The sequence below is a fragment of the Pseudarthrobacter sp. TE3704 genome, assembly GCF_056279405.1.
Genome location: NZ_JBWCCJ010000011.1, coordinates 1 through 21,605, shown reverse-complemented (window position 1 = coordinate 21,605; position 21,605 = coordinate 1). Strand labels below are relative to the sequence as shown.

Annotated in this window: 19 protein-coding genes and 1 pseudogene; 11 read left to right on the top strand and 9 right to left on the bottom strand. The window is 62.9% G+C overall.

Going from position 1 to position 21,605, the window contains the following annotated elements:
• Positions 1-13: 13 nt before the first annotated feature.
• The 7 genes and pseudogenes from ACZ9BC_RS21225 to ACZ9BC_RS21195 form a co-directional block, all read right to left on the bottom strand.
• On the bottom strand, positions 14-1,030 hold the full coding sequence (locus ACZ9BC_RS21225; RefSeq protein WP_476247676.1) for an acyl-CoA dehydrogenase family protein: 1,017 nt from the start codon (positions 1,028-1,030) through the stop codon (positions 14-16).
• A gap of 68 nt (positions 1,031-1,098) precedes the next feature.
• Positions 1,099-2,118 (bottom strand): ATP-grasp domain-containing protein, encoded by a 1,020-nt coding sequence (locus tag ACZ9BC_RS21220; RefSeq protein ID WP_476247675.1) that lies wholly within the window; start codon positions 2,116-2,118, stop codon positions 1,099-1,101.
• Positions 2,119-3,579: 1,461 nt separating this feature from the next.
• Positions 3,580-3,985, bottom strand: a pseudogene (locus ACZ9BC_RS21215) (VOC family protein).
• Positions 3,986-4,396: 411 nt separating this feature from the next.
• On the bottom strand, positions 4,397-5,107 hold the full coding sequence (locus ACZ9BC_RS21210; RefSeq protein WP_476247674.1) for a cache domain-containing protein: 711 nt from the start codon (positions 5,105-5,107) through the stop codon (positions 4,397-4,399).
• Positions 5,108-5,437: 330 nt separating this feature from the next.
• Positions 5,438-6,943, bottom strand: a complete 1,506-nt coding sequence (locus ACZ9BC_RS21205; RefSeq protein WP_476247673.1) for an NAD-dependent succinate-semialdehyde dehydrogenase — start codon at positions 6,941-6,943, stop codon at positions 5,438-5,440.
• A gap of 97 nt (positions 6,944-7,040) precedes the next feature.
• Complete coding sequence (locus tag ACZ9BC_RS21200; RefSeq protein ID WP_476247672.1) at positions 7,041-8,720, bottom strand: BCCT family transporter; 1,680 nt, start codon at positions 8,718-8,720, stop codon at positions 7,041-7,043.
• Positions 8,721-8,842: 122 nt separating this feature from the next.
• The gene (locus tag ACZ9BC_RS21195; RefSeq protein ID WP_476247671.1) at positions 8,843-9,793 is read right to left on the bottom strand and encodes a flavin reductase; all 951 of its coding nucleotides are present in this window, start codon (positions 9,791-9,793) and stop codon (positions 8,843-8,845) included.
• Positions 9,794-9,911: 118 nt separating this feature from the next.
• Between ACZ9BC_RS21195 and ACZ9BC_RS21190 the strand changes: the two genes are divergently transcribed.
• From ACZ9BC_RS21190 to ACZ9BC_RS21160, 7 genes are all read left to right on the top strand, one after another.
• Positions 9,912-10,613, top strand: a complete 702-nt coding sequence (locus ACZ9BC_RS21190) for a GntR family transcriptional regulator (protein WP_476247670.1) — start codon at positions 9,912-9,914, stop codon at positions 10,611-10,613.
• Between the two features lie 150 nt (positions 10,614-10,763).
• The gene (locus ACZ9BC_RS21185) at positions 10,764-11,441 is read left to right on the top strand and encodes an amino acid synthesis family protein (protein ID WP_476247669.1); all 678 of its coding nucleotides are present in this window, start codon (positions 10,764-10,766) and stop codon (positions 11,439-11,441) included.
• Positions 11,438-11,989 (top strand): amino acid synthesis family protein, encoded by a 552-nt coding sequence (locus ACZ9BC_RS21180; protein WP_476247668.1) that lies wholly within the window; start codon positions 11,438-11,440, stop codon positions 11,987-11,989. Before ACZ9BC_RS21185 ends, ACZ9BC_RS21180 begins: the two co-directional genes overlap by 4 nt.
• Entirely contained in the window at positions 11,986-12,726 is a 741-nt protein-coding gene (locus ACZ9BC_RS21175; RefSeq protein ID WP_476247667.1) for an alpha/beta fold hydrolase, read from the top strand. The genes ACZ9BC_RS21180 and ACZ9BC_RS21175 overlap by 4 nt, the downstream gene beginning before the upstream one ends.
• Positions 12,723-14,204 (top strand): aldehyde dehydrogenase, encoded by a 1,482-nt coding sequence (locus ACZ9BC_RS21170; RefSeq protein WP_476247666.1) that lies wholly within the window; start codon positions 12,723-12,725, stop codon positions 14,202-14,204. The genes ACZ9BC_RS21175 and ACZ9BC_RS21170 overlap by 4 nt, the downstream gene beginning before the upstream one ends.
• A gap of 10 nt (positions 14,205-14,214) precedes the next feature.
• Positions 14,215-14,469, top strand: coding sequence for a tautomerase family protein (locus tag ACZ9BC_RS21165; RefSeq protein ID WP_476247665.1), 255 nt, complete (start codon positions 14,215-14,217; stop codon positions 14,467-14,469).
• Positions 14,469-15,536, top strand: coding sequence for an LLM class flavin-dependent oxidoreductase (locus tag ACZ9BC_RS21160; RefSeq protein WP_476247664.1), 1,068 nt, complete (start codon positions 14,469-14,471; stop codon positions 15,534-15,536). The genes ACZ9BC_RS21165 and ACZ9BC_RS21160 overlap by 1 nt, the downstream gene beginning before the upstream one ends.
• Before the next feature lie 723 nt (positions 15,537-16,259).
• On the opposite strand, the gene ACZ9BC_RS21155 is transcribed toward ACZ9BC_RS21160, so the two are convergent.
• The gene (locus ACZ9BC_RS21155; RefSeq protein WP_476247663.1) at positions 16,260-16,994 is read right to left on the bottom strand and encodes a GAF and ANTAR domain-containing protein; all 735 of its coding nucleotides are present in this window, start codon (positions 16,992-16,994) and stop codon (positions 16,260-16,262) included.
• Positions 16,995-17,375: 381 nt separating this feature from the next.
• Here ACZ9BC_RS21155 and ACZ9BC_RS21150 point away from each other — a divergent pair, with 381 nt between their 5' ends.
• Positions 17,376-17,582: a hypothetical protein gene (locus ACZ9BC_RS21150; protein ID WP_476247662.1), complete on the top strand. Its 207-nt coding sequence runs from the start codon at positions 17,376-17,378 to the stop codon at positions 17,580-17,582.
• Positions 17,583-17,741: 159 nt separating this feature from the next.
• On the opposite strand, the gene ACZ9BC_RS21145 is transcribed toward ACZ9BC_RS21150, so the two are convergent.
• Positions 17,742-18,452 carry a TetR/AcrR family transcriptional regulator C-terminal domain-containing protein gene (locus ACZ9BC_RS21145; protein ID WP_476247661.1) on the bottom strand — a complete coding sequence of 237 codons (711 nt, stop codon included), beginning with the start codon at positions 18,450-18,452 and terminating at the stop codon, positions 17,742-17,744.
• A 529-nt stretch (positions 18,453-18,981) separates the two neighbouring features.
• On the opposite strand from ACZ9BC_RS21145, the gene ACZ9BC_RS21140 reads away from it, so the two are divergent.
• From ACZ9BC_RS21140 to ACZ9BC_RS21130, 3 genes are all read left to right on the top strand, one after another.
• Positions 18,982-19,233, top strand: a complete 252-nt coding sequence (locus ACZ9BC_RS21140; RefSeq protein ID WP_476247660.1) for a hypothetical protein — start codon at positions 18,982-18,984, stop codon at positions 19,231-19,233.
• A gap of 367 nt (positions 19,234-19,600) precedes the next feature.
• A complete protein-coding gene (locus ACZ9BC_RS21135) occupies positions 19,601-20,665 on the top strand; it encodes a diacylglycerol/lipid kinase family protein (protein ID WP_476247659.1) in 1,065 nt (354 codons plus the stop codon).
• Between the two features lie 38 nt (positions 20,666-20,703).
• Positions 20,704-21,537, top strand: a complete 834-nt coding sequence (locus ACZ9BC_RS21130) for an alpha/beta fold hydrolase (RefSeq protein ID WP_476247658.1) — start codon at positions 20,704-20,706, stop codon at positions 21,535-21,537.
• Positions 21,538-21,605 lie beyond the last annotated feature (68 nt).

Below are 21,605 nucleotides of genomic sequence, written 5' to 3'. Positions count from 1 at the left end.
CGGTCGGCCGGCGTCACCTTAGGGCAGCGAGCTGGGCACTCCTCACGGCATTGGTCTGTCCCTGCACCAGCAGGAAATGTGCGCACCGCGAGTAGTACTGCGCGGAATCGTTGCCTTGTAGTGATCGGCCGGCACGTGCAATGAAAAGTGCTTGGGAGATGGTGTTTAGGGCCTCTCCGGCCCGGACGCGGAGCTGGAGCCGTTCCTGATAAAGTTTGGGCGCGTCTTCATGGTCCGCCAAGGAATATGCCATCGTGCGGAGCTCTGCGACTTTGGGTTTCCAGGCTGCAGCCGCATCCCGGGCAAGGGCATGCGGTTCGTTCCGCAGCTCCCCGAGGACTGCTGCTGCCAGGCCGAACAGGTGGGGTTTGGCATCCACCGCGGTCTGTTCGTCTTTTGACTGCCACACAGCCAGAGGGTCAATGCTGAGGACCAGCGCGTCTTCGACGGTGACACCGTCCAGGTCCACCCGCGCGGTCCTGCTTCCGCCCAGGGCCGTAAGGTGCAATGGTGTTGCTTTGACGCGTTCACCGATGGGAACCAGCGCCAGGACCACCTGTTCGCGGGCGGCGTCCACCCCGGCGATGAGGAGGACCTCGTTCAGGCCCCAGCCGCTGGCCCATGACACCGTGCCGCGGAACCGCCAGCCGCCCGGGATCCGCTCAGCAGAAATGAAGCGTTCCGGATAGCGCCGCACATCGCTGAGGGCCGCCCCGGCAAAAATACGCCCGCGGAGCAGATCGTCGAAAAGTTCATGCCCCGGTTCGCGGCCCTGCAGGGACGCCTCGACCCTGGCGGCAATGGAAGCATGCTGCGCCCAGACCAGCCATGTGTTCAGGCAGCCCGCCGCGAGGTGCTCGTGCAACCTCCGGTCCTCCGCCTTTGAAAGGCCCGCCCCGCCATAACGTGGCGATGCCAAATGGTTCAGGGCACCGGCCTCCCGCAACATGCCGATGATTCCGGCTGGAACCCCCTCGGTGTCCGTGAGAAGCATCCGGGACTTCAGTGTTGTACGGGCGAAGCGGGCCACCCTGGATACGAGCGGGTGGGGGTCAGCAGGCTCGGCAGCACTAGGTGTGCAAGTTGGCACCAGTCCGCTCACGCAGAAACCGCGCTGTAGCGGGAAGCCAGTTCTCGGCCCAGGAACTGGGCCACGGCGGTGGTCGCGGCGTTGCCCGTGGCTGCTTCAACATCCGGGTTGTAGTTGGTGTTTGTGTTGATGTCGTAGGGGATCAGGCGGCCGTCCAGGGTTTCAAAGAATTCAACACCGGCCACTTCGATGCCCTGGTCCGCCAGGAACTCGCGCAAGCGAACTATCAGCGGGTGGGCGGCTGTGATGTCCTCGCGTTTGATGAACAGCGGGAGCGTTGCGGCGTCTCCGCCTGCTGTTACCGGAATCTCGCAGGCTGCCGGAGCAAACCCCTGGCGCGCTGGCTGTTCGGCTGCTGATGGTTCCGGTATGGCGCAGGCCTCCGCTGGGCAAAGCTCAAACGATCCGCCCGAGGTGTTGACGCGTACCGCGTACACGAACTCCCCGCCCACGAACTCCGCGCGGGTGATGAAGGGAGCGGCGGTTTGTACATACTCCTGTAGGAGGGTGATGCCGTCGGCCGGCTCTTCGAACTCGGGGCCCTCAACATACGCGTCGAACTCGGAATGCGAGTCGAACCGGCGCACGCCCAAGCCTTTGCCGCCCTGATTGTGCTTGGTGATGAACGGCGCCGGAAATTCCCGCGACCGGCGCTTCAGATCGTCACGTCCCACCACCACAATGGTGCGCGGCACATCAAAGCCGGCTGCGGCCAGTGCGGCATATTGGGCGGCCTTGCTGACCTCGAATTCCACCACGTTGCTGCCGTTCAGCACGCGGCGGCCGGAGGCTTCAAGCCAGCGGAAAAGCGCCCGGGCGTATTCCTTGGCATAGGCATGGCCCCGGGTGTGCGACGAAGCGCTGAGCCGGGACCAAAACACCCCTTGCGGTGGCTGGGCCTTCAAGTCGATAGATCCGCCGGCGAGCGACCACGCTGTATGGGGGAGCCCGGCGGCGTCCAGCGCGGCCTGAAGCGGCGGCAGCCAGTCGGCGTTGTCGTGCAAAATGTGGATCCTTGGACTGCTCACGTTTTCTCGCCTCTCCGCGTTACGGCCGTTGTCTCGATCCCTGGTGCTGGCCGTCATTGTTGTCAGTCGGTCTTGTTAGGCGAGCCTAGGGGGCGGGGAATGGGACTTCCACTCACGCGACTCGGTTCGTCAACGTTGGTCAAGAAAGGATCTTCGAAGGTCATTCCGGAACATATTGCGCAATACAGAGCTGTGCAAAGCCCCCAAATGTTGGCAGACGTTATTGTCTAGTCATAGTGCCGACTCCATGGCGGAATCCCTTCCCGATCCAGTTTCGCGTTACCCTAAGTGGCGTCCTGGCTGCAGCCCCGTCGTTGCACCAAGCTCTGCTCGAAGGATAGGAATCGGGGTGTGGACACTGTCCACAGTCTTGGCTTCAGATCGGTTAATACTGCCCTCGGACTGCTTCCAATTCCGCATGTTTCCGCGGGAGCCCAGTGCCTTCAAGGCCCGGAAGACAGTTCGAGTCCCACCTCGGGCACAGCTTATCCCCTCGTCAGAGGGCTTTTGCTTTAACGTGTTGACATGGCTTGTGGTGGCGTCCCTCTAACGCTAGGTTTGCGGGCTGTGGCCTGGCTGCCGCAGAGCCTATTCAGGTGTGTGGTGTGGCGGGTTCAGGACCCTGGCTGGTGGGCCTTCCGCCTGCTGTGACTGGGTTTGCGCGGTCCTCGTTCCGGTTCTGTCGAGTTGGTCGTGGGTGGCCAACACCAATTCATGGTCCGGCGTTGCGGGCACAACATGACGTCGCCGACTTTTGTAGAAAATTCTTCTTGAGGGGCTCCTCAAAACCGATGCCGGAGCCATATGTGCATCGATTTGTCCTGCCAAAGGGGGTGTGCACAGTGTGCACACCTACGTCTGCTTTGTTGGAATGGCTTGATGGGGAAGGATCGCCGGAGCCTTCAACCCCGCGTGCGGCACGTGCCGTCCTAGAGTCGTGAGAGCGGCGCTGCGCACAAGGTGGGGGGAATGATGAACAGCAAGGTGGCTGCTGGGTTTCATAAGCGTCTAAAGAGGGGCGCCGGTCACGGCCCGGCCCCTGACGTGTCGGGGTGCTTGGACAGACGGCAGGGATAGGGCGTACGGGCCACCCGGCAACCTGTGACACTCCGCTGTGCGGTTTTGCCGGTCCTGCCCTCAGGAGCGTCAATGGTGCCAACAGTGCTGGGTTTCGTCCAAGAGCCTTCGGGGCACAAAAGAATCCGAACCCATTATGAGTACCTCGCGGGGCCGGTTCTCAAAAGTCACGTTTGGGTGTGCCCTACCCGGGTACTCGACGCCGTGATTCTCGATACCCGACACCCGTTGCGATTGCTAGTTAGCTAGCCTGTCCACGCACAGCTTGAACTCAGCAAGCACCCCAAGCACGGAGAGACCGCGTTGGAGTGGTTCCGTGTCGCGGGAGCCGAAGAGCGCATCCGTCGTGACTCCTAGGCAGGAGAACTCTTCCGGCAAGCTTGGCTAGTAGGTTGCGGGCCGTCCAGACGGTGGTGGCGGCGCCTGGGCAACCTGGCTTACCAGCCCCAGCGTGTTTCCCTCGCTGTCGCGGATGAAGGCCCATCCACTCCTCCGTGCCGGCCGGTCCCAGCAGGCCGTCTTTGTGGCTGAAGATCACATGCGGTTCGGTCACTACCTCCACTCCACGGTCTTTGAGTTGCTCCACGGCCCGTCTCACATCGGGAACGCCGAGGTAGAGAAGTGAACTCGGCGCGCCCGGCTCCAGCAACAGCCGCACCCCGTCAAGATCGAAGAACAGCAGCCCCGGCGGATCAAACATGGCTACGGGTTTTGCCGAGAGCAACTCGCTGTAGAACAGGGATGCCCGCTGCAGATCAGTGGCGTGCTGAGCCACCTGAACTAAACGCATAATCCCGCCTTTCAAGGTTCCGTCGACGCGTCCATCCTGCTCGAGAAGCAGGTGGGCGGGCAAGTGTCCTGGGGCGGGGGCGTCGACAAATTACTCCCTGCGAGTTCCCCCAATTGTCTTCGGCTAAAGCGTCACACGGACATCGATGCCTTCCACCGCCTGTAAACCGTCAGGATGAGATCTTAGCTATTCGCACTGGCGTGCCCAGAAATGCGAACGGCGACCCTATTCTGACGCCGTTCCCGCGAGTACCTGACGTCAGTTGTGGGTGTAGCCTTCAGTCGTTCACGTTCGGATATGCCCAACTCTATGAGGTCAGGTCCGGCTGCTGGAGGCAAGCGCCGTACCCTCACCTACCATGAGCGTGGCATGAGCTTACCAACGACTTCATGCGCTGTTAGGAAGCTGAGGCTACTCGCTGTAGATCAGAGATAGACCCAAGCGTGGAATACCCAAAGCTATCCGATGCTGGTCTGGAGCTTCGGGCTTGATCCGCTCGCCAACCAGGTATCTACCTGAGTTGCCAAGAACGACGCGGTTGCTGGCGTTTATTAGGGCGGCGTCTCTTGGGACGGCAAGCAGATTTGGCATGATGAGGGGCTCCAGATCCTTGATCCGAATGTCGCATCCCGCTACCCCCATAAAACTTCCATGGACGGAAAACGGGGCCGTGAATGAGAGGATGTATTCCTCGAAGCCGAGATAGTCCACATACGGGCCGGATAGAGTCTGCTCACGTGTGGAAGCGGCAGTCGAGAAGAACGGCAGCTTCTCGTAGTCGTAGTAGCGACTACTGCCGGGGGTCCGGTCAGCATCAACTCTCTCCATGCCACCGGAGTTGGTGCGGAACCACCATTCGAAAGATCGGCAGCCCTCTTCAACGGATTCTGCGGAGAGACATATCCAAGCGCCGACAGCATAAGGTTTCTTCGCCAAGAACTCCCGCGCGGCTCCGTCCAGTCCTACCAGTGCGGTCTTACTGATCGTGGACTTGCCGACGAGATTTTTCTCCTCCAGGAGCGAGGTAACGTTCCTCGCAAGTTCCTTGGTCTCGGTGGAAACGCCGCTTATCCATGCAGTGAGGGTATTAGCAGCATGTACGACTTCACTGTCAGTGTTCATTGGCCATCCTGGATTAATGCGGCATAAAACGAGATTAGTTTATTGATCAGATGGAAGTTGGTTCGTGCAATCTTCTCAGGCACGAGTTTTTGGGTCTTCGCGGGTTGATCCTGGCAACCACTGCCCTGACGTTCAACAGTTGCCGCTTCCGGGTCGGCTGTATATGTACTGGCTCAATTGACATGGACTCTCCTACTTTTACAGAGCTCTGTGACTTGAAAGCCGTCTACGCCTGGGGTCGCGAGTGGCCACTGAAACCAGGACCTCCCAGTTGCGAGGGTGGGAGGCCCTGGTGGTGTGATACATCCTTCCTAGGCAGGAAGGGGACAGTTAGCCGGCGTAGGGCTCGGCGATGCCGATGTATTGGGTAGTGGTGTATTCGGCGATGCCTTCTGATCCGCCCTCGCGCCCGAGGCCGGATTGCTTGACGCCGCCGAAGGGTGCTGCGGCGTTGGAGATGACGCCGGCGTTGAACCCGACCATGCCGAACTCGATCTGCTCGGCGACGCGCAGGAGACGGTTGAAATCCTTGCTGTAGAGGTAGGAGGCAAGCCCGTATTCGCTGGCGTTCGCCAGCCGGATGGCGTCTTCCTCGGTGGTGAAGGTGGTGACGGGGGCGACGGGTCCGAAAATTTCCTGGCCCAGGATCGCCGCATCATTCGGTACGCCGGCGAGGACGGTGGGCTGGTAGAAGTAGCCGGGTCCGTCCACGGGTCCGCCGCCGGTGACGGCCACTGCTCCGGCCCCGACGGCGGCGGTTACGAGGCCGTGCACGTCGTCGCGGGCGCCGGCGTCAATGAGCGGGCCAACCTGGGTGGCGGGGTCGGTGCCGCGGCCGGTGGACAGGGCGCCCATCGCGGCGGCGAACTTGGCGGTGAACTCCTGTGCCACTGACTCGTGAACGAGGAAGCGGTTGGCGGCGGTGCAGGCTTCGCCCATGTTCCGCATCTTCGCAGCCATGGCCCCTTCGACGGCCTTGTCGAGATCGGCGTCCTCGAAGACGATAAACGGGGCGTTCCCGCCGAGCTCCATCGAGGTGCGCAGCACGTTCTGCGCGGCGTCGGCCATAAGCCGTTTGCCGACGGGGGTGGAGCCGGTGAAGCTCACCTTCCGGAGCCGGGAGTCCTTCAACAGCGGCCCGGAAATCCCCGATGCGGAGGATGAGGCGACGACGTTGAGGACGCCGGCGGGCAGGCCGGCGTCGAGCATGGTCTGCGCGAAGTACTGCGCCGTGAGCGGGGTGAGTTTTGCGGGTTTGAGGACCATGGTGCAGCCGGCCGCCACAGCCGGTGCGACTTTGCGCGTGGCCATCGCCAGGGGGAAGTTCCAGGGCGTGATGAGCAGGCAGGGCCCGACGGGTTTGTGCTGGACGAGGATCTTGTTTTTGCCTTCGGGGGTGGTGAGGTAGCGGCCGTAGTCGCGGACGGTTTCCTCGGAGAACCAGCGCAGGAACTCGGCCCCGTAGGTCACCTCGCCGCGGGCCTCGGCCAGTGGCTTGCCCATCTCCATGGTCATCAGCAGGGCGAAGTCTTCGGCCCGTTCGGTGACCAGGTCAAAGGCCCGGCGGAGGATCTCGGCCCGCACCCGGGGCGCGGTCCGCGCCCAGGACGCCTGCGCGCCGTCGGCCGCATCCAAAGCAGCAATAGCGTCGTCGCTCGTAGCGGAGGCGAGGGTGGCGAGGACCTCGCCGGTGGCGGGATCGTGCACGTCAAACGTGCCGCCGTCGGACGCATCACGCCACTGCCCATCGATCAGTAGGCCGGTGGGGACAGCAGCAAGGAGGGAGGCCTCGCGCTCGGACAGGTTGGCAGGGGATAGTGTGGGGGAAGTGGTCATTGAAGGTCTCCTTTGTAGAAACAATTCCAAGGGCAGGAAGTTAACACGGTGACGGCGGCGGGTGCTCCCGCCGCCGTCACTTGTCTGTCAGTAGTGTTTAGGCCTCACGCTTGAGGATGCGGCTGAGATCGCGCTGCGTCAGCGCGCGGGTTCCCTCAAACTGGGGATCTTTCCTGAGCTCCACCACCAAGCCATATCCGAGGAGGGCAACGATCACGGTGAACGGCAGTGCCGACAGCATGGCCGCCTGCTGGAGTGCGCCCAGGCCTCCGACGATCAGAAGCACCACGGCGCACAGGCCGGTCAGCAGTCCCCAGGTTGTCAGAACCGGCTTGGTGGGCTTCAGGGTCCCGCGGGAGGACATCATACTGAGCACGAAGGTGTTCGCGTCGGCGCCGGAGACGAAGTACATCACCACCAGGAAGATCGCCACCACGGAGGTGATGCCGGACAACGGGAGCTCAGCGAGGGTGGCGAAGAACGCCGAGTTGACGTCGTCCAGGGCCGCGGCACCGATCTGGCCGCCGTTATCCATGTCGAACTTGATTGCCGAGCCGCCGAAGATGGTGAACCAGGCGAAGAACACAACGCTCGGAACGATCATGACGCCCGCGATGAACTGGCGCACCGTGCGTCCCCTGGAGATCTTGGCGAGGAAGACCCCAACGAAGGCGCCCCAGCTCAGCCACCAGGCCATCATGAAGTAGGTCCACCACTGCATCCACTGGACGTCGTCGGGGGTGCTCGGCGTCAGCAGGCTGACGGCGAAGAAGCCGCTGAGGTATTCGCCGAGGGAACGGAAGAACAGGTTTGAGATGAAGTTGGTGGGTCCCGTGAACAAGACGAAGAGGGCCAGCCCGGCAGAGAGGACCATTGTGCCCTGGCTCAGGTACTTGATGCCGCGGTGCACGCCGGAGAGCGCGGAGAGCGTGAAGATCACCGTGATGACGGCGATGATCAGGATCTGGCCCACAAGGCTGGAGGGGATGCCGAAGACCCGGTCCACCCCTTCGCCGATCTGTGAGGCGCCGAGCCCCAGGGACGTGGTTGTTCCGAAGAGGGTGGCGATGATGGCGAAGATGTCGATCATCTTGCCGAACCAGCCGTCCACCAGTTTGCCGAAGACGGGCCGCAGCATCGGCGAGACCAGTCCGGCGTTGTTGCGGCGGTGTGTGGAGTAGGCGATGGCGAGGCCGAAGACCCCGAACACGGCCCAGGCGTGCGGACCCCAGTCGAAGTAGGAGAACTGCATGGCGCGGACCGCGGCTTCCATGGTGCCGGCCTCGGCCAGGCCGTGCGGCGGGGAAGCGAAGTGCGAGATGGGCTCGGCGACGCCGTAGCTGATGAGGCCGATGCCCATGACCGCGGAGAGGATCATCGCAAGCCAGGACCAGGTGCTGAAGTCGGGTTTTGCGTCATCGGCGCCGAGTCGAATGGTTCCGAACCTGCTGATGCCGATGTAGATGAGCAGACCGATGCAGCCGAGGGTCACAAGCAGGTAGCTCCAGCCGACGCTCTCGGCGACCCAGTTCATTGCCGCGGTCATGACCGCGCTCAGGTTTTCGGGGGCCAAGGAAGCCCAGGCGGTGAACGCGCCGATGAGGCCAACGGATGTCCAGAAGACTGCCCCTGGCCGGTGCCGGAGACGGTCGGCTTTGGCCATCGGGGTTTCGGTTGCCTCCTCGGGGGCAGCCGGGGAGTGCGATGCCTTGCTGTTGTCGCCCATGCCGGGGGATGTTTCATCCATCAGATCCTCGGCAGTTTTGATGTGGGTCATGAGTGCTCCAGGTTGCAGTGGGCTGCATAGGTTTGGTTGGGGAGGCCTCCGGGTGGAGGAGGTAGGCGCCCGGACCGGTCCGTGGGGGGCTGGCAGATCCGGGCAGCAGCTCGGTGGTGCGCTCAGAGTTCTTCCAGGCGTGCGCCGTCAAAGAAGTGGCCTGCCTTGTAGATCATGGGGTCTACGTCCGCGACTTCAGCGTGCCGTACCCGGCCGACGAAGATGGTGTGGGTCTTAGCCTGGAACCGTTCCTTGATCTCGGCCTCGAGCGAGGCGGCCGAGCCGTCGATCAGTGGCACACCGTGGGGGCCTGCGTGCCATTCCAGGTTGGCGAATTTATCGGGAGCCTTGGAAGCGAACGTTCGAACGGTGTCGTGCTGATTGTTGCTAAGGATATTGATCCCGAAATGCTCCGACTGGAACAGGGCCGGGTAGGTGGACGACGTCTTCTGGACGCACACCAGAACGAGCGGCGGGTCCAGCGAAATCGAAGCATAGGAGTTGGCCGCAAGGCCCCGGGGTTTGCCGTCTTCGTCGACGGTGGTCACCACGGTGACACCTGTAATGAACTGCCGGTTGAAGCCCTTCATGACGTCCGGCGGAAGGTTGCCGGTCAGTTCATCCACCACGACGTCCGTGGTTTCGTCCTCGAATGCCGAGTGAAGGGACGGAACACCCAGGTCGGCCAGGAGTTCTGCGGCGTCCCAGGTAACCCGTTCGTACGCAATGCGGCCATCGCGCAGGGTGAGGGCGTTTGATCCGCGGGTCTCCACCACGCGCCCTGTGGGCGGGACTCCACCCAGCGGGTGCGTGAAGGTGCCGGTGGTTGTCCAGAAAATGGCTACATCGTCGCCGTCCGCGATGACCTTATCGATGCGGGTGGTGAGGTCCGGGAATGCCGCCCGGACTTCGAGGATTTCCTGCTGGAGTTCCTTCAGACCGGTGATCTTTTTCGTGCCGGCGCTCTCACGCTGGTAGTCGGCGGTGACGATTGCGTCGAAAGCACTGACGTCACCCTCGTCCCAGGCTGCGGTCCAAGCTGCGGTCAAGGTGTGGTTGATTGTCTGTTGCATGCCACAACCGTAAATCTAAGTGTGATCTGCGTCAACACCTTCTTTGAAAAACGGCGACAACTCGCGGCGTAGCAGGATCCCCTTGACGCCCTGCTTGTATGCAACGTACGTTTGATGCATGCAAGAGACGCTTCAGACCAAAACACAAGAGCAGGCGAACGGGAACCAGGGAAGCCTTCTGGATAAGCTCCGCAAGCTCGTTCTCAGCGGCGAGTACCCTCCCGGCGCTCCCCTCCCTGAGCTGTTCCTGGCTGAAGAGTTCGACGTGAGCAGGACGCCGGTGCGGGAAGCGCTCAAGCAGCTGGAAAATGAGGGCCTCGTTGAAATACGCCCGAAGGTTGGCACCTTCGTCCGGATACCCACCCGGCGCGAAATCGTCGAACTGTTCCAGCTGAAGGAAAGCCTGGAGGGCCTGGCGGCCAGCCTGCTCGCCCGGCGCGGCCCCGTGCCGGAGCTGGACCGGCTCAAACGCAATATTGAAGCGTCAGAGGGCGCCGAGCGCAGGGGGGACAGCGCAAAGTATGCCGAACTGGTCCACGAGTTCCACTGGACCATCGTGAACGGCTCCGATAACTCAAAGCTCCGCGAGCACTACGGGCGCCTCATGAACCAGCTTGCCTACCACCGGATCGTTCTGGAAACCGTTGAGCGTCCGGCCCGTATGCGGGCCTCCATCCGTGAGCATCAGTCGGTTCTCGAAGCGATCCTGGAAAAGGATCCCACCGGTGCCGAACTTGCAATGCGCGGCCACGTCAATGCCTCAAGCCTCGCCGCTGCCCGCATCGAACCACCCGAAGCACCCGACGCGGCCGGGAACTGAAATTTTGCTGGATCCACCCCCACGAAAGGGGTGGCCAGCGTGGCATTACCGCCATACCAGCGAACCGCCAGCCTTGCGGCGGAGAAACCGAAAGGACGTGCACTGTGTGCTCCCTGATTGCCCTTTCCTTCCCATGGAAGGACCTGAACCATGTCTGATACAGCCCTGACTTCACGTTCCGCTGACGGAACCGATCCTCACCAGGCGCCCCTCATGGAAGAGCTCGCCCGGAGTGTCGGTGTCCGGAAGATCACCGTGCTCACGGAAGAGCTCCTCCGCGACGGCCAGGGTGCCCTGCCCACCAGCGTGACCAGGGCGGCCGCAGCCGCCATTGTCCGCAACCCCTGGGCCGGCTCGCCGGTCTCGAACGATCTGGCACCCGAGACCGAACGGATCGCTCCGGTGCTCGCGAAGGTCCTCACTGACCGCCTTACCGCATCACTTGGCGGGGCCGGCGAAATTGAGGCGTTCGGCAAGTCGGCCGTAGTTGGGCTGAACGGTGAGGTTGAGCACGCCGCGGCGCTGATCCACACACCGTTCTTCGGCAACCTCGTCCGCGAGTTCCTCGAAGGCACATCGATCCTCTCCTTCTCTGACGACCGCGCCGAACCGGGCACCTCCATTGCCGTGCCAATGTGGCACAAAGAGGCCGCTTCCACCCGAAGCCACTACCAAACCCTGACGCTGAGCCTGAGCGATGCGCCCCACCCGGATGAAATCGTCGTGATCGCCGCCGCCTCGACAGGGTCGCGTCCGCATCCCCGCATCGGCGACCGAACAACTGACCGCCCCGTTACCGCTGAAATACTGGAGGGAATCCTGCCGTGAATATCCGCAAGATCATTACTTTGTCCGAAGAAATCCTGACCGAGGGCGGCCGTCCCGTCACCCCCGGAGCCCGTGTCGCCGTCGCCGTCGCCGTCGTGGAAAACCCCTGGGCAGGCCAGGGCTTCGTCGAGGACCTCAGCCAAGGCATCGATGCAACAGCCTCCGACCTTGGCGCACTCCTTACTCCCAAGGTCATCGAGGCGCTTGGCGCCCCGGTGGAGGCCTACGGCAAAGCAGCCATTGTGGGCATCGAAGGGGAGGTGGAGCACGGCTCGGCACTGATCCACACACTTAAGTTCGGTGACCACTACCGCAAGGCCGCTTCCGCAACCACCCTGCTGCCCGCCGTCGAGAAGCGCGCGCCGGCCGGCACCGTGTTCGACATCCCCATGAAGCACATCACGGATGCGACCATTCGCTCCCACCACCAGACCGTCGAGGTCAGGATCGCCGATGCTCCGCACCCCGGTGAGATCCTCATTGCCCTCGCGGCCTCCGCACAGGGCCGGCCGCAGGAGCGCCTGGCGCCCCTCTCCACAGAGCAATGACACACACGCAGGAAACGCCCGTTGCCCTCCTTCACGGGGTGGGCCTCGATGCAGCCATGTGGGTGCCCGTCCAGGAAGCGCTCGGGCGTGAGTCGATAGCCGTCGACCTGCCGGGGCACGGCCAGCAGCCGCCATTGACGCAACCGGTCACCCTTCAAGAAATGGCCGACGACGTGATGACGCGCCTCCCCGAACGATCCCACCTCGTGGGCTTCTCACTGGGTGCGCTGGTTGCGCAATACATCGCGAGGTTCCATCCCGGCCGGGTCAAGACCCTCACCTGCGTGAGTTCGGTCTGCCAACGTACCGATGCCGAGCGCAGTGCGGTCAGCGCCCGGCTGGCATCGGCCGAAGCCGACTTCCCGGCAACGGTTGAGGCGTCGATCGACCGCTGGTACTCAGGGACGGCCGTGCCCCAAAGCGTCGTGGACGCGACCCGCCGGACCCTCGAGGCAAATGACGTCCAGTCCTTTATCCACGCCTACCGCGTCTTCGCCTTAGGGGACGGGGTGATCGGCAAGGAGCTCAGCCACATCAAGGTGCCGGCGCTGGCCATCACCGGCGAGCATGACCCGGGGTCGACGCCGGAGATGACCAGGCGGCTCGCCGCAGCCATCCCCGGTGCGAAGGCCGTCGTCGTGCCTTGTGCGCGGCACATGCTCCCCGTCCAGGACGCTGACGTCCTGGCCCGGGCCATCAACGAGTTCATCAAAGATTCCGAAGGAGAACGCGCATGACTGTTCGACTCGAGCACTTTATCGGGGGCACCTGGTCTGCTCCCGCCGGCGGGGAATACTTCGCCAGCACCAACCCCGCAACACTCGAGGTCCTCTACGAGGCTGCCCGGGGAACCGAGGAGGACGTGCGCCGGGCCGTGGCAGCGGCGAAGACCGCGTTCCAGTCACCGCTCTGGCGTGACCTCACGGCGACCAAGCGCGGCCACCTGCTGCGCCGCCTCGGTGATCTCATTGGCGAGCATGCCGAGGAGCTCGCCGAGCTTGAGACTCTGGACAACGGCAAGCTGCTGCGCGAGATGCGCGGCCAGCTCGCCGGCCTGCCGGAGTACCTGTACTACTACGCCGGGCTCGCGGACAAGGTCCAGGGCAGCCAGATCCCCACGAATTCACTCGCGATGCTCAACTACACCCAGCGGGAGCCGCTCGGCGTCGTCGGGGCCATCACGCCGTGGAACTCCCCGCTGACGCTGACCACCTCCAAGCTCGCTCCTGCCCTGGCTGCAGGCAACACCCTGGTCATCAAGCCCAGCGAGTACACCTCGCGGACCATCCTCCGCGTCGCCGAACTGGCCTCCCGGGCCGGGTTCCCCGACGGGGTGGTGAACGTCGTCACCGGCTTCGGTCAGGAAGCAGGCGCTGCCCTGGTCAGCCACCCGGACCTGGCAAAGATTTCCTTCACGGGCTCCACGCAGACCGGAGCCCGCATCGCCGCGGAGACCGCGTCACGCTTCATCGGCTCCACCCTTGAGCTGGGCGGCAAGAGCCCCAACATCGTGTTCGGCGACGCAGATGTCTCGAACGCCGCCATGGGCGTCATCGCCGGAATCTTCGCCGCGGCAGGCCAGACCTGCATCGCGGGCAGCCGGGTCTTTGCCCACCGCAGCGTCTACGACGAACTCGTTGAGCGCGTCGCAGAACGCGCCGCCTCCATCATCATCGGCGACCCGCTCCTGGCCAACACCGAGCTCGGGCCCCTGGCCTTCGGCGCCCAGCTGGACAAGGTGAGCTCCTACGTCGACCTCGGCGTCAGCGAGGGTGCAACCGTCCGGACCGGAGGCCGCCGGCCTCAGATCGACCTTCCGGGATACTTCTTCGCACCGACTGTCCTTACCGACGTCGACAACTCCATGCGCGTAGTAAGGGAGGAAATCTTCGGCCCCGTCGCCGCGATCATGCCCTTCGACTCCGAGGACGAGGTGGTGGGCCTGGCCAACGACACCGAGTACGGCCTGGCCGCCGGCGTCTGGACCCAGAACCTCGCACGCGCCCACCGCATGGCGCGCCGGCTTGAAGCAGGAACCGTGTGGGTCAACACCTACCGCGCCATGTCGCCCATGTCGCCGCGGCAGGGTTTCAAGAACTCGGGCGTAGGCATCGAGCACGGACTCGAATCCATGCACGAATACACCCGGCTCAAGAGCATCTGGATCAACACCGACGAAGGACCCGTGTCCGATCCCTTCGTCCTGCGCAGCTGAAGGAGCACCCATGCCTCTCATTGAAGTCTCCATAGCCCGCGGCCGGACTCCTGAACAGCTCCGCGCACTCATCGCCGGGCTTCACCGCGCGGCAGAGGACGCCGTGGGTGCGGTTCCGGACAACACGACTGTCATCATCCGCGAGATCGAGCATGAACACTGGTCCCGCGGCAACCAGACCATCGCCGAACGCAATGCAGCGGCACCGGCAGCTGTACTCAACGAGGCACCGCAGAACGCCGCGGCAGAACAAAGGATTCGATAATGCGCTTTTCACTCTTCGTCCACATGGAACGCTGGGACGAAACCGTCTCGCACCAGGAATTGTTCGAGAACCTGACGGAACTGACGCTCATCGCCGAAGCCGGAGGATTCAGCACCGTCTGGATCGGTGAGCACCACTCCATGGAGTACACCATCTCTCCCAGCCCAATGCCCCAGCTCGCCTACCTGGCCGCCCGCACGTCCACGATCCGGCTTGGAGCGGGCACCATCATCGCACCGTTCTGGAACCCGCTCCGCGTTGCCGGCGAGACCGCGCTCCTGGACGTCATCAGCAACGGCCGGATGGAAGTGGGACTTGCCCGCGGCGCGTACCAGTTCGAGTTCGACCGCCTGATGGGCGGCATGTCCGCGGTCGACGGCGGCAAGCACCTGCGCGAACTCGTCCCGGCAGTGCGCAAGCTCTGGGAAGGTGACTACGCACACGACGGCGAGGTCTGGCAGTTCCCGACGTCCACCAGCGTCCCCAAGCCCATCCAGAAGCCCACCCCGCCCATGTGGATCGCCGCCCGCGACATCTCCTCGCACGAGTTCGCCGTCGCCAACGGCTGCAACGTTATGGTGACCCCGCTGATGAAGGGCGACGAGGAAGTCGAAGACCTCGCCAACAAGTTCGACACCGCCGTGGAGAACAACCCCGGCGTCCCCCGTCCGGACCTCATGGTGCTCCGCCACACCCATGTCCACTCGGAAGACGAGCCCGAGGGATGGCGGCGCCCGGCCGAGGCCATCCAAAAGTTCTACCGGACCTTCGATGCCTGGTTCGGCAACAAGACCACCCCGAAGAACGGCTTCCTCGAGCCCAGCCCTGAAGAGAAGTTCGCCGAGCGTCCGGAGTTCACGCCCGAATCGTTCCACAAGACGGCGATGATCGGGACGCCCAGCGAGGTCATCGAGCGGCTCCGCCGCTACGAGGCACTCGGCGTCACTGAGTTCAGCTTCTGGGCTGACAACAGCCTCACCCATGAAGAGAAAAAGCGCTCACTCGAGCTCTTCATCGAGCACGTCGTGCCCGCCTTCCAGGAACAGCCCGCCACCGCGGCACGCTAATGCCAGTCGGCTGACTGCCACATGGCAAAGCCCGTAGCGCTCAAATCAATAGGGGAAAAGACGCCCGGCCGGGACTGCCCGGCCGGGCGCCTTCGTGACGTCCCTAACCCCCCGATTCTGATCTGGCGGGACCTCGGCGGCCCATAACTGCGACAGACACCTTAGATCAGCCTGAACGAAAGTGAACCGAAGCTATGTCCAACCAAGCCGTGCCGATATGGGCTATCCAGCGGGTCAATACAGTTCTTGCCGCGGAGAATGCTGTGGGCCGTCGCCCAACGAATACGGTTCTAGCCCGGCGCGCAGGGTTAAGCGAGCGTCTTGTACGGCGATGCCTGAGCCAGGCGACGAGGAGCACAACACCCAGGGCATCACGCCGAAGCATCGCACGCCTCTCCTGAACGCCTCTGGCAAAAATGCTAGATGGGCCGAGACCATGGCCCTCAACCACCTGATTTGAAACGCCGATAATTGTGATTCCGTCAAGCTAGCGGACGGTGCCAGTTTGGGGTGTGCTGCAACAGGACGCGGCCATGGAATGTGGCGCATAGCGCTCGTCGTCTCGCAACTAGTGATGACTGTCGAAGCATTTGTTTACGGGATACAGGAACCCTCCGACCTGGATGTGGAACTTCTAGATTTTGCGTTGGATGACATCAAGGAGTGGGCGGACACATCAAGCCCCCTCCTAAGCAGGGGCCGGTATAGACGTGGCCGACTGAATCAGGCGTCGAAGTGGGTCTGGATGCTGGTCCCGGAGAGTTGTTCGATCAGTTCGGTAGCGACGTCGCGCAACTTACGGTTGCGGTTGCTGGAGACCTTGGCGAGAATTTCCATGGCTTCAGCCTGTGAGCACCTGTTCTGCCCCATGATGACCCCGCACGCCAGGTTGATGGCAGTCCGGCTTTGCAGGGCTGCTTCCAGATCGTCTGCCCGGCTCTGGGCTGTGCCGATGCGCACGGCCAGAAGGAGTGTGCTGCGTGCGGATGAGGAAAACCCCATGGCCTTGTCGTAGACGTCGGGGGTGAACGCGCCGGGTTTGGAGGCGAAGAAGTTGAGCGCGGCACTGGCTTCGCTCGTGATTCCCAGAGGCACGCCCAAAGAGCTGTAGACGTTCTTCTCCGCGAATTTCCGGTTTAACTCCGGCCACCTGGAGTCCAAGGTGACATCTTCGATGATGACCGGGGACATCTCGCGCAAGGCCTTGATGCATGGACCGTCACCGATCGCCTGCTCCAGCTGATCCAGTTCCACGGCGCGTTTGCTGCTGCCGGCAGCTGTAGAGGGTTTACGGCTGGCTTTTACGGTGACTGCACACTCGACTTCGTCGCCGGCAGCTTCAGAAACCACGGTCGCTGCAAGTTTGGAGAGTCCGGAAAGGAACTCCACCACATTTTCGGCGCCCACCAGAACGTTGTGAAGCTGCGCTAAGGGCTCGTCTTCCGCTGGGCTCGACATAGGGCAAGCTTACCGTCCTGTCTGCTGTTTCTACCGGCCCAGCACCCTAAGGGAAAGCTGATTCGATGGCCCGGTGTAGCTGTGGGCCGTATCCGGGGGAGTGTCCCACCCGCGCACGTCCCGGTTTCCTGGGATCTAAACGAGTAGGGCCGATGAGGCTCTTTGTCGACCAGAACACGGGACGAGTTGCGGACGTAATCGAGAATGCGGGCGGATGCGCAGCTATTGTTTAGCCGCGTTCGACGGCTGGCTCGGGCAGCTATTCTGGCTGTTGCTGGTCACTGGGCAGCTATTTTCTGGAACCATTGAGTATGTCTCGGGCAGCAGGGACACCAAGTGGGGCGGCATGCGATAACTGAGCCGCATCCAACGAAGGAATTCATGGTGGAAGATCCGCGCCCGACAGCGCGAGCCATGCTCGGGCACGGCGAGGTAGAGCTTTGGGAGCTTTGGCTGAAGTACATGGGCAATGGCGGTTGTGCAACATCGTTCGAGTTTGAGGCTTTCCTGCAAGGGGTGCAGGAACCGAGCGCGTTGGATTTAGAGCTTCTCGCCTTTGCCATTGCCGACCTTATCGACGAGAAGTAGCAGGGGGGACGTTCAAACGTCCCCCCTCCTTCTTCGCATGCAGATACCAGTGACGCCCTGGTCCTTGGGAGAGCGCCGTGCAGGTTTGCCCACCGCTGGCTCTTTTGCAGGCGCTCGCGCGGTCAATATACGGGAATTGTGGTTTGCGTGGTGAGGGTATTAGGAGGGTGCCCGCCGATGTTGTGGAGATAGTTGGCTTGCAAGGCCGCTGAGCAGGATGGACAGTCCCTGGTCGAGTTCGGCGGCGCCGTCGTATTCTGCGAGGACAGGTCCCAGCGTCCGGAGGTGCGGGAAGTCTTTTGGCGGGAGGCGGTGCAGGCCCAGTCGCAGGATGGCTTCGTTTTCCTCGGGGTCCACGATGTATTCCTGAAGTTCATTGAGGATGTGCCCGTAGAGGAATCCGTAGTAGGCCCGGTAGACGTGGAGGGCATCCGCGGGGGCAAAGCCTGCTTCTATCAGGAGCGCCAGGATCTGTTCCAGTGGCCGCAGTGTCCCTAGCGGGCGCATGCCCAGAGGCGTGGAGAGGGGCCGGGTGACCAGCAACGGCACAACGTTGGGGTGCCGCAGCGCCAGGTGCCGGAGGTCGTGTGCGATCCGGCGCAACTGCGCCTGCCAGTCCGGGTCGTTTGGAAAGATGGCCAGTTCGTTCAGCACCGTTTCGGCGACTCCGTCAAGCAGGGCTGCCCGGTTCGCTGCGTAGCGGTAGAGGCTCATGGGATCCCGTTGCAGTTCCTGTGCAAGTCGCCGCATGGTGAGGGCCTCCAGGCCTTCCGCGTCGACCAGCGCAAGCGCGGTGGTGAGGACGAGGTCCTTGCTTAACCGCGCCTTTCGGGCACCAATTTTGTTGTTGGATTTTTCGGGGGAGGCCATGGAGGGTCCGTCCTGGTCGTTGTGTCAGGCCCACCCACTTGGGAGATACGTAAGCTTGCTTATTAAGTAGTCTACGCCTAAAGTCTACAGTGTAGAGAACTTGTCGACATGGTTTCAGCAAAGGGATCAGAGTTTGCATGGCCGTCACGGCCCGCTCACATCACCGTCTCAGGAGAACCACATGACAACGTGCACCAGCATCAAACGCGCCAGCGCCGGTCGCAACACTTTTCAATGGTCGGCCTGATGGTGGCCTGCGGCCTGGCCAAGGCCGGCAACTGTGTTCACAACAACAACGCTTAACCCGCAGGCTTCCGGCTCCCGTGCCGCGAACTGACGGAGCCCGACCCGGCCCCCTCGATGGGCGCGGCGCCTGACCCGCCCTGCTGTACCTGTTTTACCTTGTTTTACCTGCCGGAGCACCTGAATGGATCGTCCGGCAGTTCGCTCAGTGCCCCGTGCAGGGTAGTGGGTTTGAGGCCGCTGTAGCCGAACGGCGGACCATTGCACCTTGTTGAAAAGAGCCATCATGGCGCATTCACAGTTCGACCAGTTCCTGCAGGAAGCCACCTACCCGGACCAGGAGTCCGACTGGACTCTTGACGAGGACACCTTCTACGGCCTGTACACCAGCTGGTGCTTCGTGTCCCACCAAACCCCGCGCACAGAGCATGCCTTCTGGACCGCGATGAAACAACGCGTCAATCCCGGCCAATGCCTGCGGATGACGGGACCGGCGGCCACGGACTACATCTTGTCCAGCTACCGGGCAGTGGTTTGACCCTCACCGTCACCACACCCTCGAACAGTTACGTCCCCAGGTACACCCATCAGCCGCGTGGAACACGCCCCTGGTGTGCCTGCTGCGACACCGGAGTGCACCTGACGGTCGAAACACCAGCCGTGCCCGGCCGGCAGGCAGGCATCCTCGCGGTGGCCGTCAACTGTGCCCTGTGCCGCCAATCCCGGGTGCTGGAGACCACAGCCGAATACATCGCAGCCCTCCCAGCTGCGCCTTCGGCCATGCCCTGCGGAATCACGGCCGGCCTACCTCGCCAATAGAACTCTGCGCCACCGCGGGTTCCAGATTGAATTTCCCCGCCAGCCCCCACCGGCCGCGCCCCTTACAAGACCAAAGGAATACCCGAATGACCAACAACAGCCCAACACCTGCCGCTCCCGTCCTCCGGCAGGCGAGCCGTACCGCCATCAAGGACCTGGACTTCGCACCCGACGGCCTCGCCGGCGGCACGGCCCCGCAGCACAGCGACAGCCTCGTCGGTCCCCGAAGCGGCAAGGAAACGGCCCCGGGGAAGACAACCCTGCGGACCTTTGAATCAATCGTCATCATTTTCAACCCCAACAGCACAGGTGATGCCCCGGACCTCGCCGAGCAGCTGCGGTCCAAGCTCGCCGAGCTTCTTCCCGATGCCGCGGACATCAGGCTCCAACCCACAGAGCACGCCGGCCACGCCGTAGAGCTGGCCCGGGACGCTGCCGGGGCCGGCGGGGACGTGCTGGTCGTCTCGGTCAGCGGGGACGGGGGCTACAACGAGGTCGTCAATGGCGTCATGCAAGCAGGGAACCCGAATGCAGTGTGCGCCGTGATGGCTGCGGGAAACGCGAACGACCACCGGCGCACCACCGGCACTGAGCCGCTGGAGCACGCCATCGCAGGCGGCGCCGTCCGGCACATTGACCTCCTGCGCATCACCAAGGGCGAAGGACCGCACGCCCCGGCCGAGTACGCCCACTCCTACATCGGTTTCGGCCTGACACCGGTCATGGCCATCGACCTGGAAAAGGGCAGCAAAGGCGCGCTCAAAGAGATGTTCTCCGTGATGCGCACCTTCTCGAAATTCAAGCCATTCGAAATTCGCCCAGCAGAGGGCAAGCGCCGCAAGTTCGACAGTCTCGTCTTCGCCAACATCGCCCAAATGGCCAAGTACGCCACACTCAGCGAAGCCGACGACAAGCTGTCGGACGGCAAATTCGAAGTCGTTACATTCCCCCACACATCAAAGGTGCGCGTGCTGCTCACCGCACTCAAGGCGACCACCCAAGGGCTGGGGGACCAGCCCAGCGTCAGCAACTACACGTTCACCACCCTCAAACCTATCCCGTACCAGATCGACGGAGAAGTGAAATCCGTTGACGCGAACACGCTGGTCACCATCGAATGTGCACCAGCCGCCCTCGCCACCTTGGGCTAATAGACCTCACGAGAAGACCCTTACTGAAAAGGAAACCGTTGCACGCCGCAACCAAACAACTGCCTGACACTGGATCAACGCCGTACCGCGGGCTCCTGCCCGGGACGGGCCCGCGGCTGACACCCAGGATCGTCACCACCAGGTCCTTGACCTCACACGTGCACTCCTTGACCTGCCCGCCCGGATCGTCGGGCCCGATTTTCGTGCTGCTGCACGGGATCGGAATGTCCCACCGCTACTACCGGCGGCTCCAACTCCTCCTGGCCCGGCACGGGGATACCCACGCCATTGACCTGCCAGGATTCGGGGGAACACCCACACCGGACCGGCAGCTTTCCGTGGCCAACTACGCACACCACATCGCCGAAACCCTCGAAAAAATGGGTGTGAGCCGCGCCGTGGTCATCGGACACTCAATGGGCACACAGTTTGCCACCGAACTCGCGGTCCAGCACCCCGAACTGGTGTCCCACGTCGCGCTCCTGGGCCCGGTCGTGGACCCCGCACGCCGCACCGTCCGTCAGCAATCCCTGGCCCTGGGTCTTGACGGGCTGAGGGAAAGCCCTCTGGGAAATGCGATCGTCTTCACTGACTACGCCCGCTCCGGGCTGCGCTGGTACCTCACCGAACTTCCCGTGATGATGGCCTACGACCTGCAAACACAGATAGCTCTCGTGGCCCAACCCGTCCTGGTCATCCGCGGCTCACGGGACCCGGTCGCACCCAGCACCTGGTGCGAAAAGCTGGCCGTCGCCGCCCCCAACGGAAGCTTCCTGGAAATCCCGGGAAAACCGCACATCGTCCAGCACAGCGGGGCTGCCAGCACCGCCGCCGGCATTCTGGAACTAGGGCGTGTCTCCTTATTGTCGTAGCCAGATCAGGGAAGCGTAGAGTGCGACGCCTGCCCGATAGGTGATGGCGAGTTTGTCGTATCGAGTGG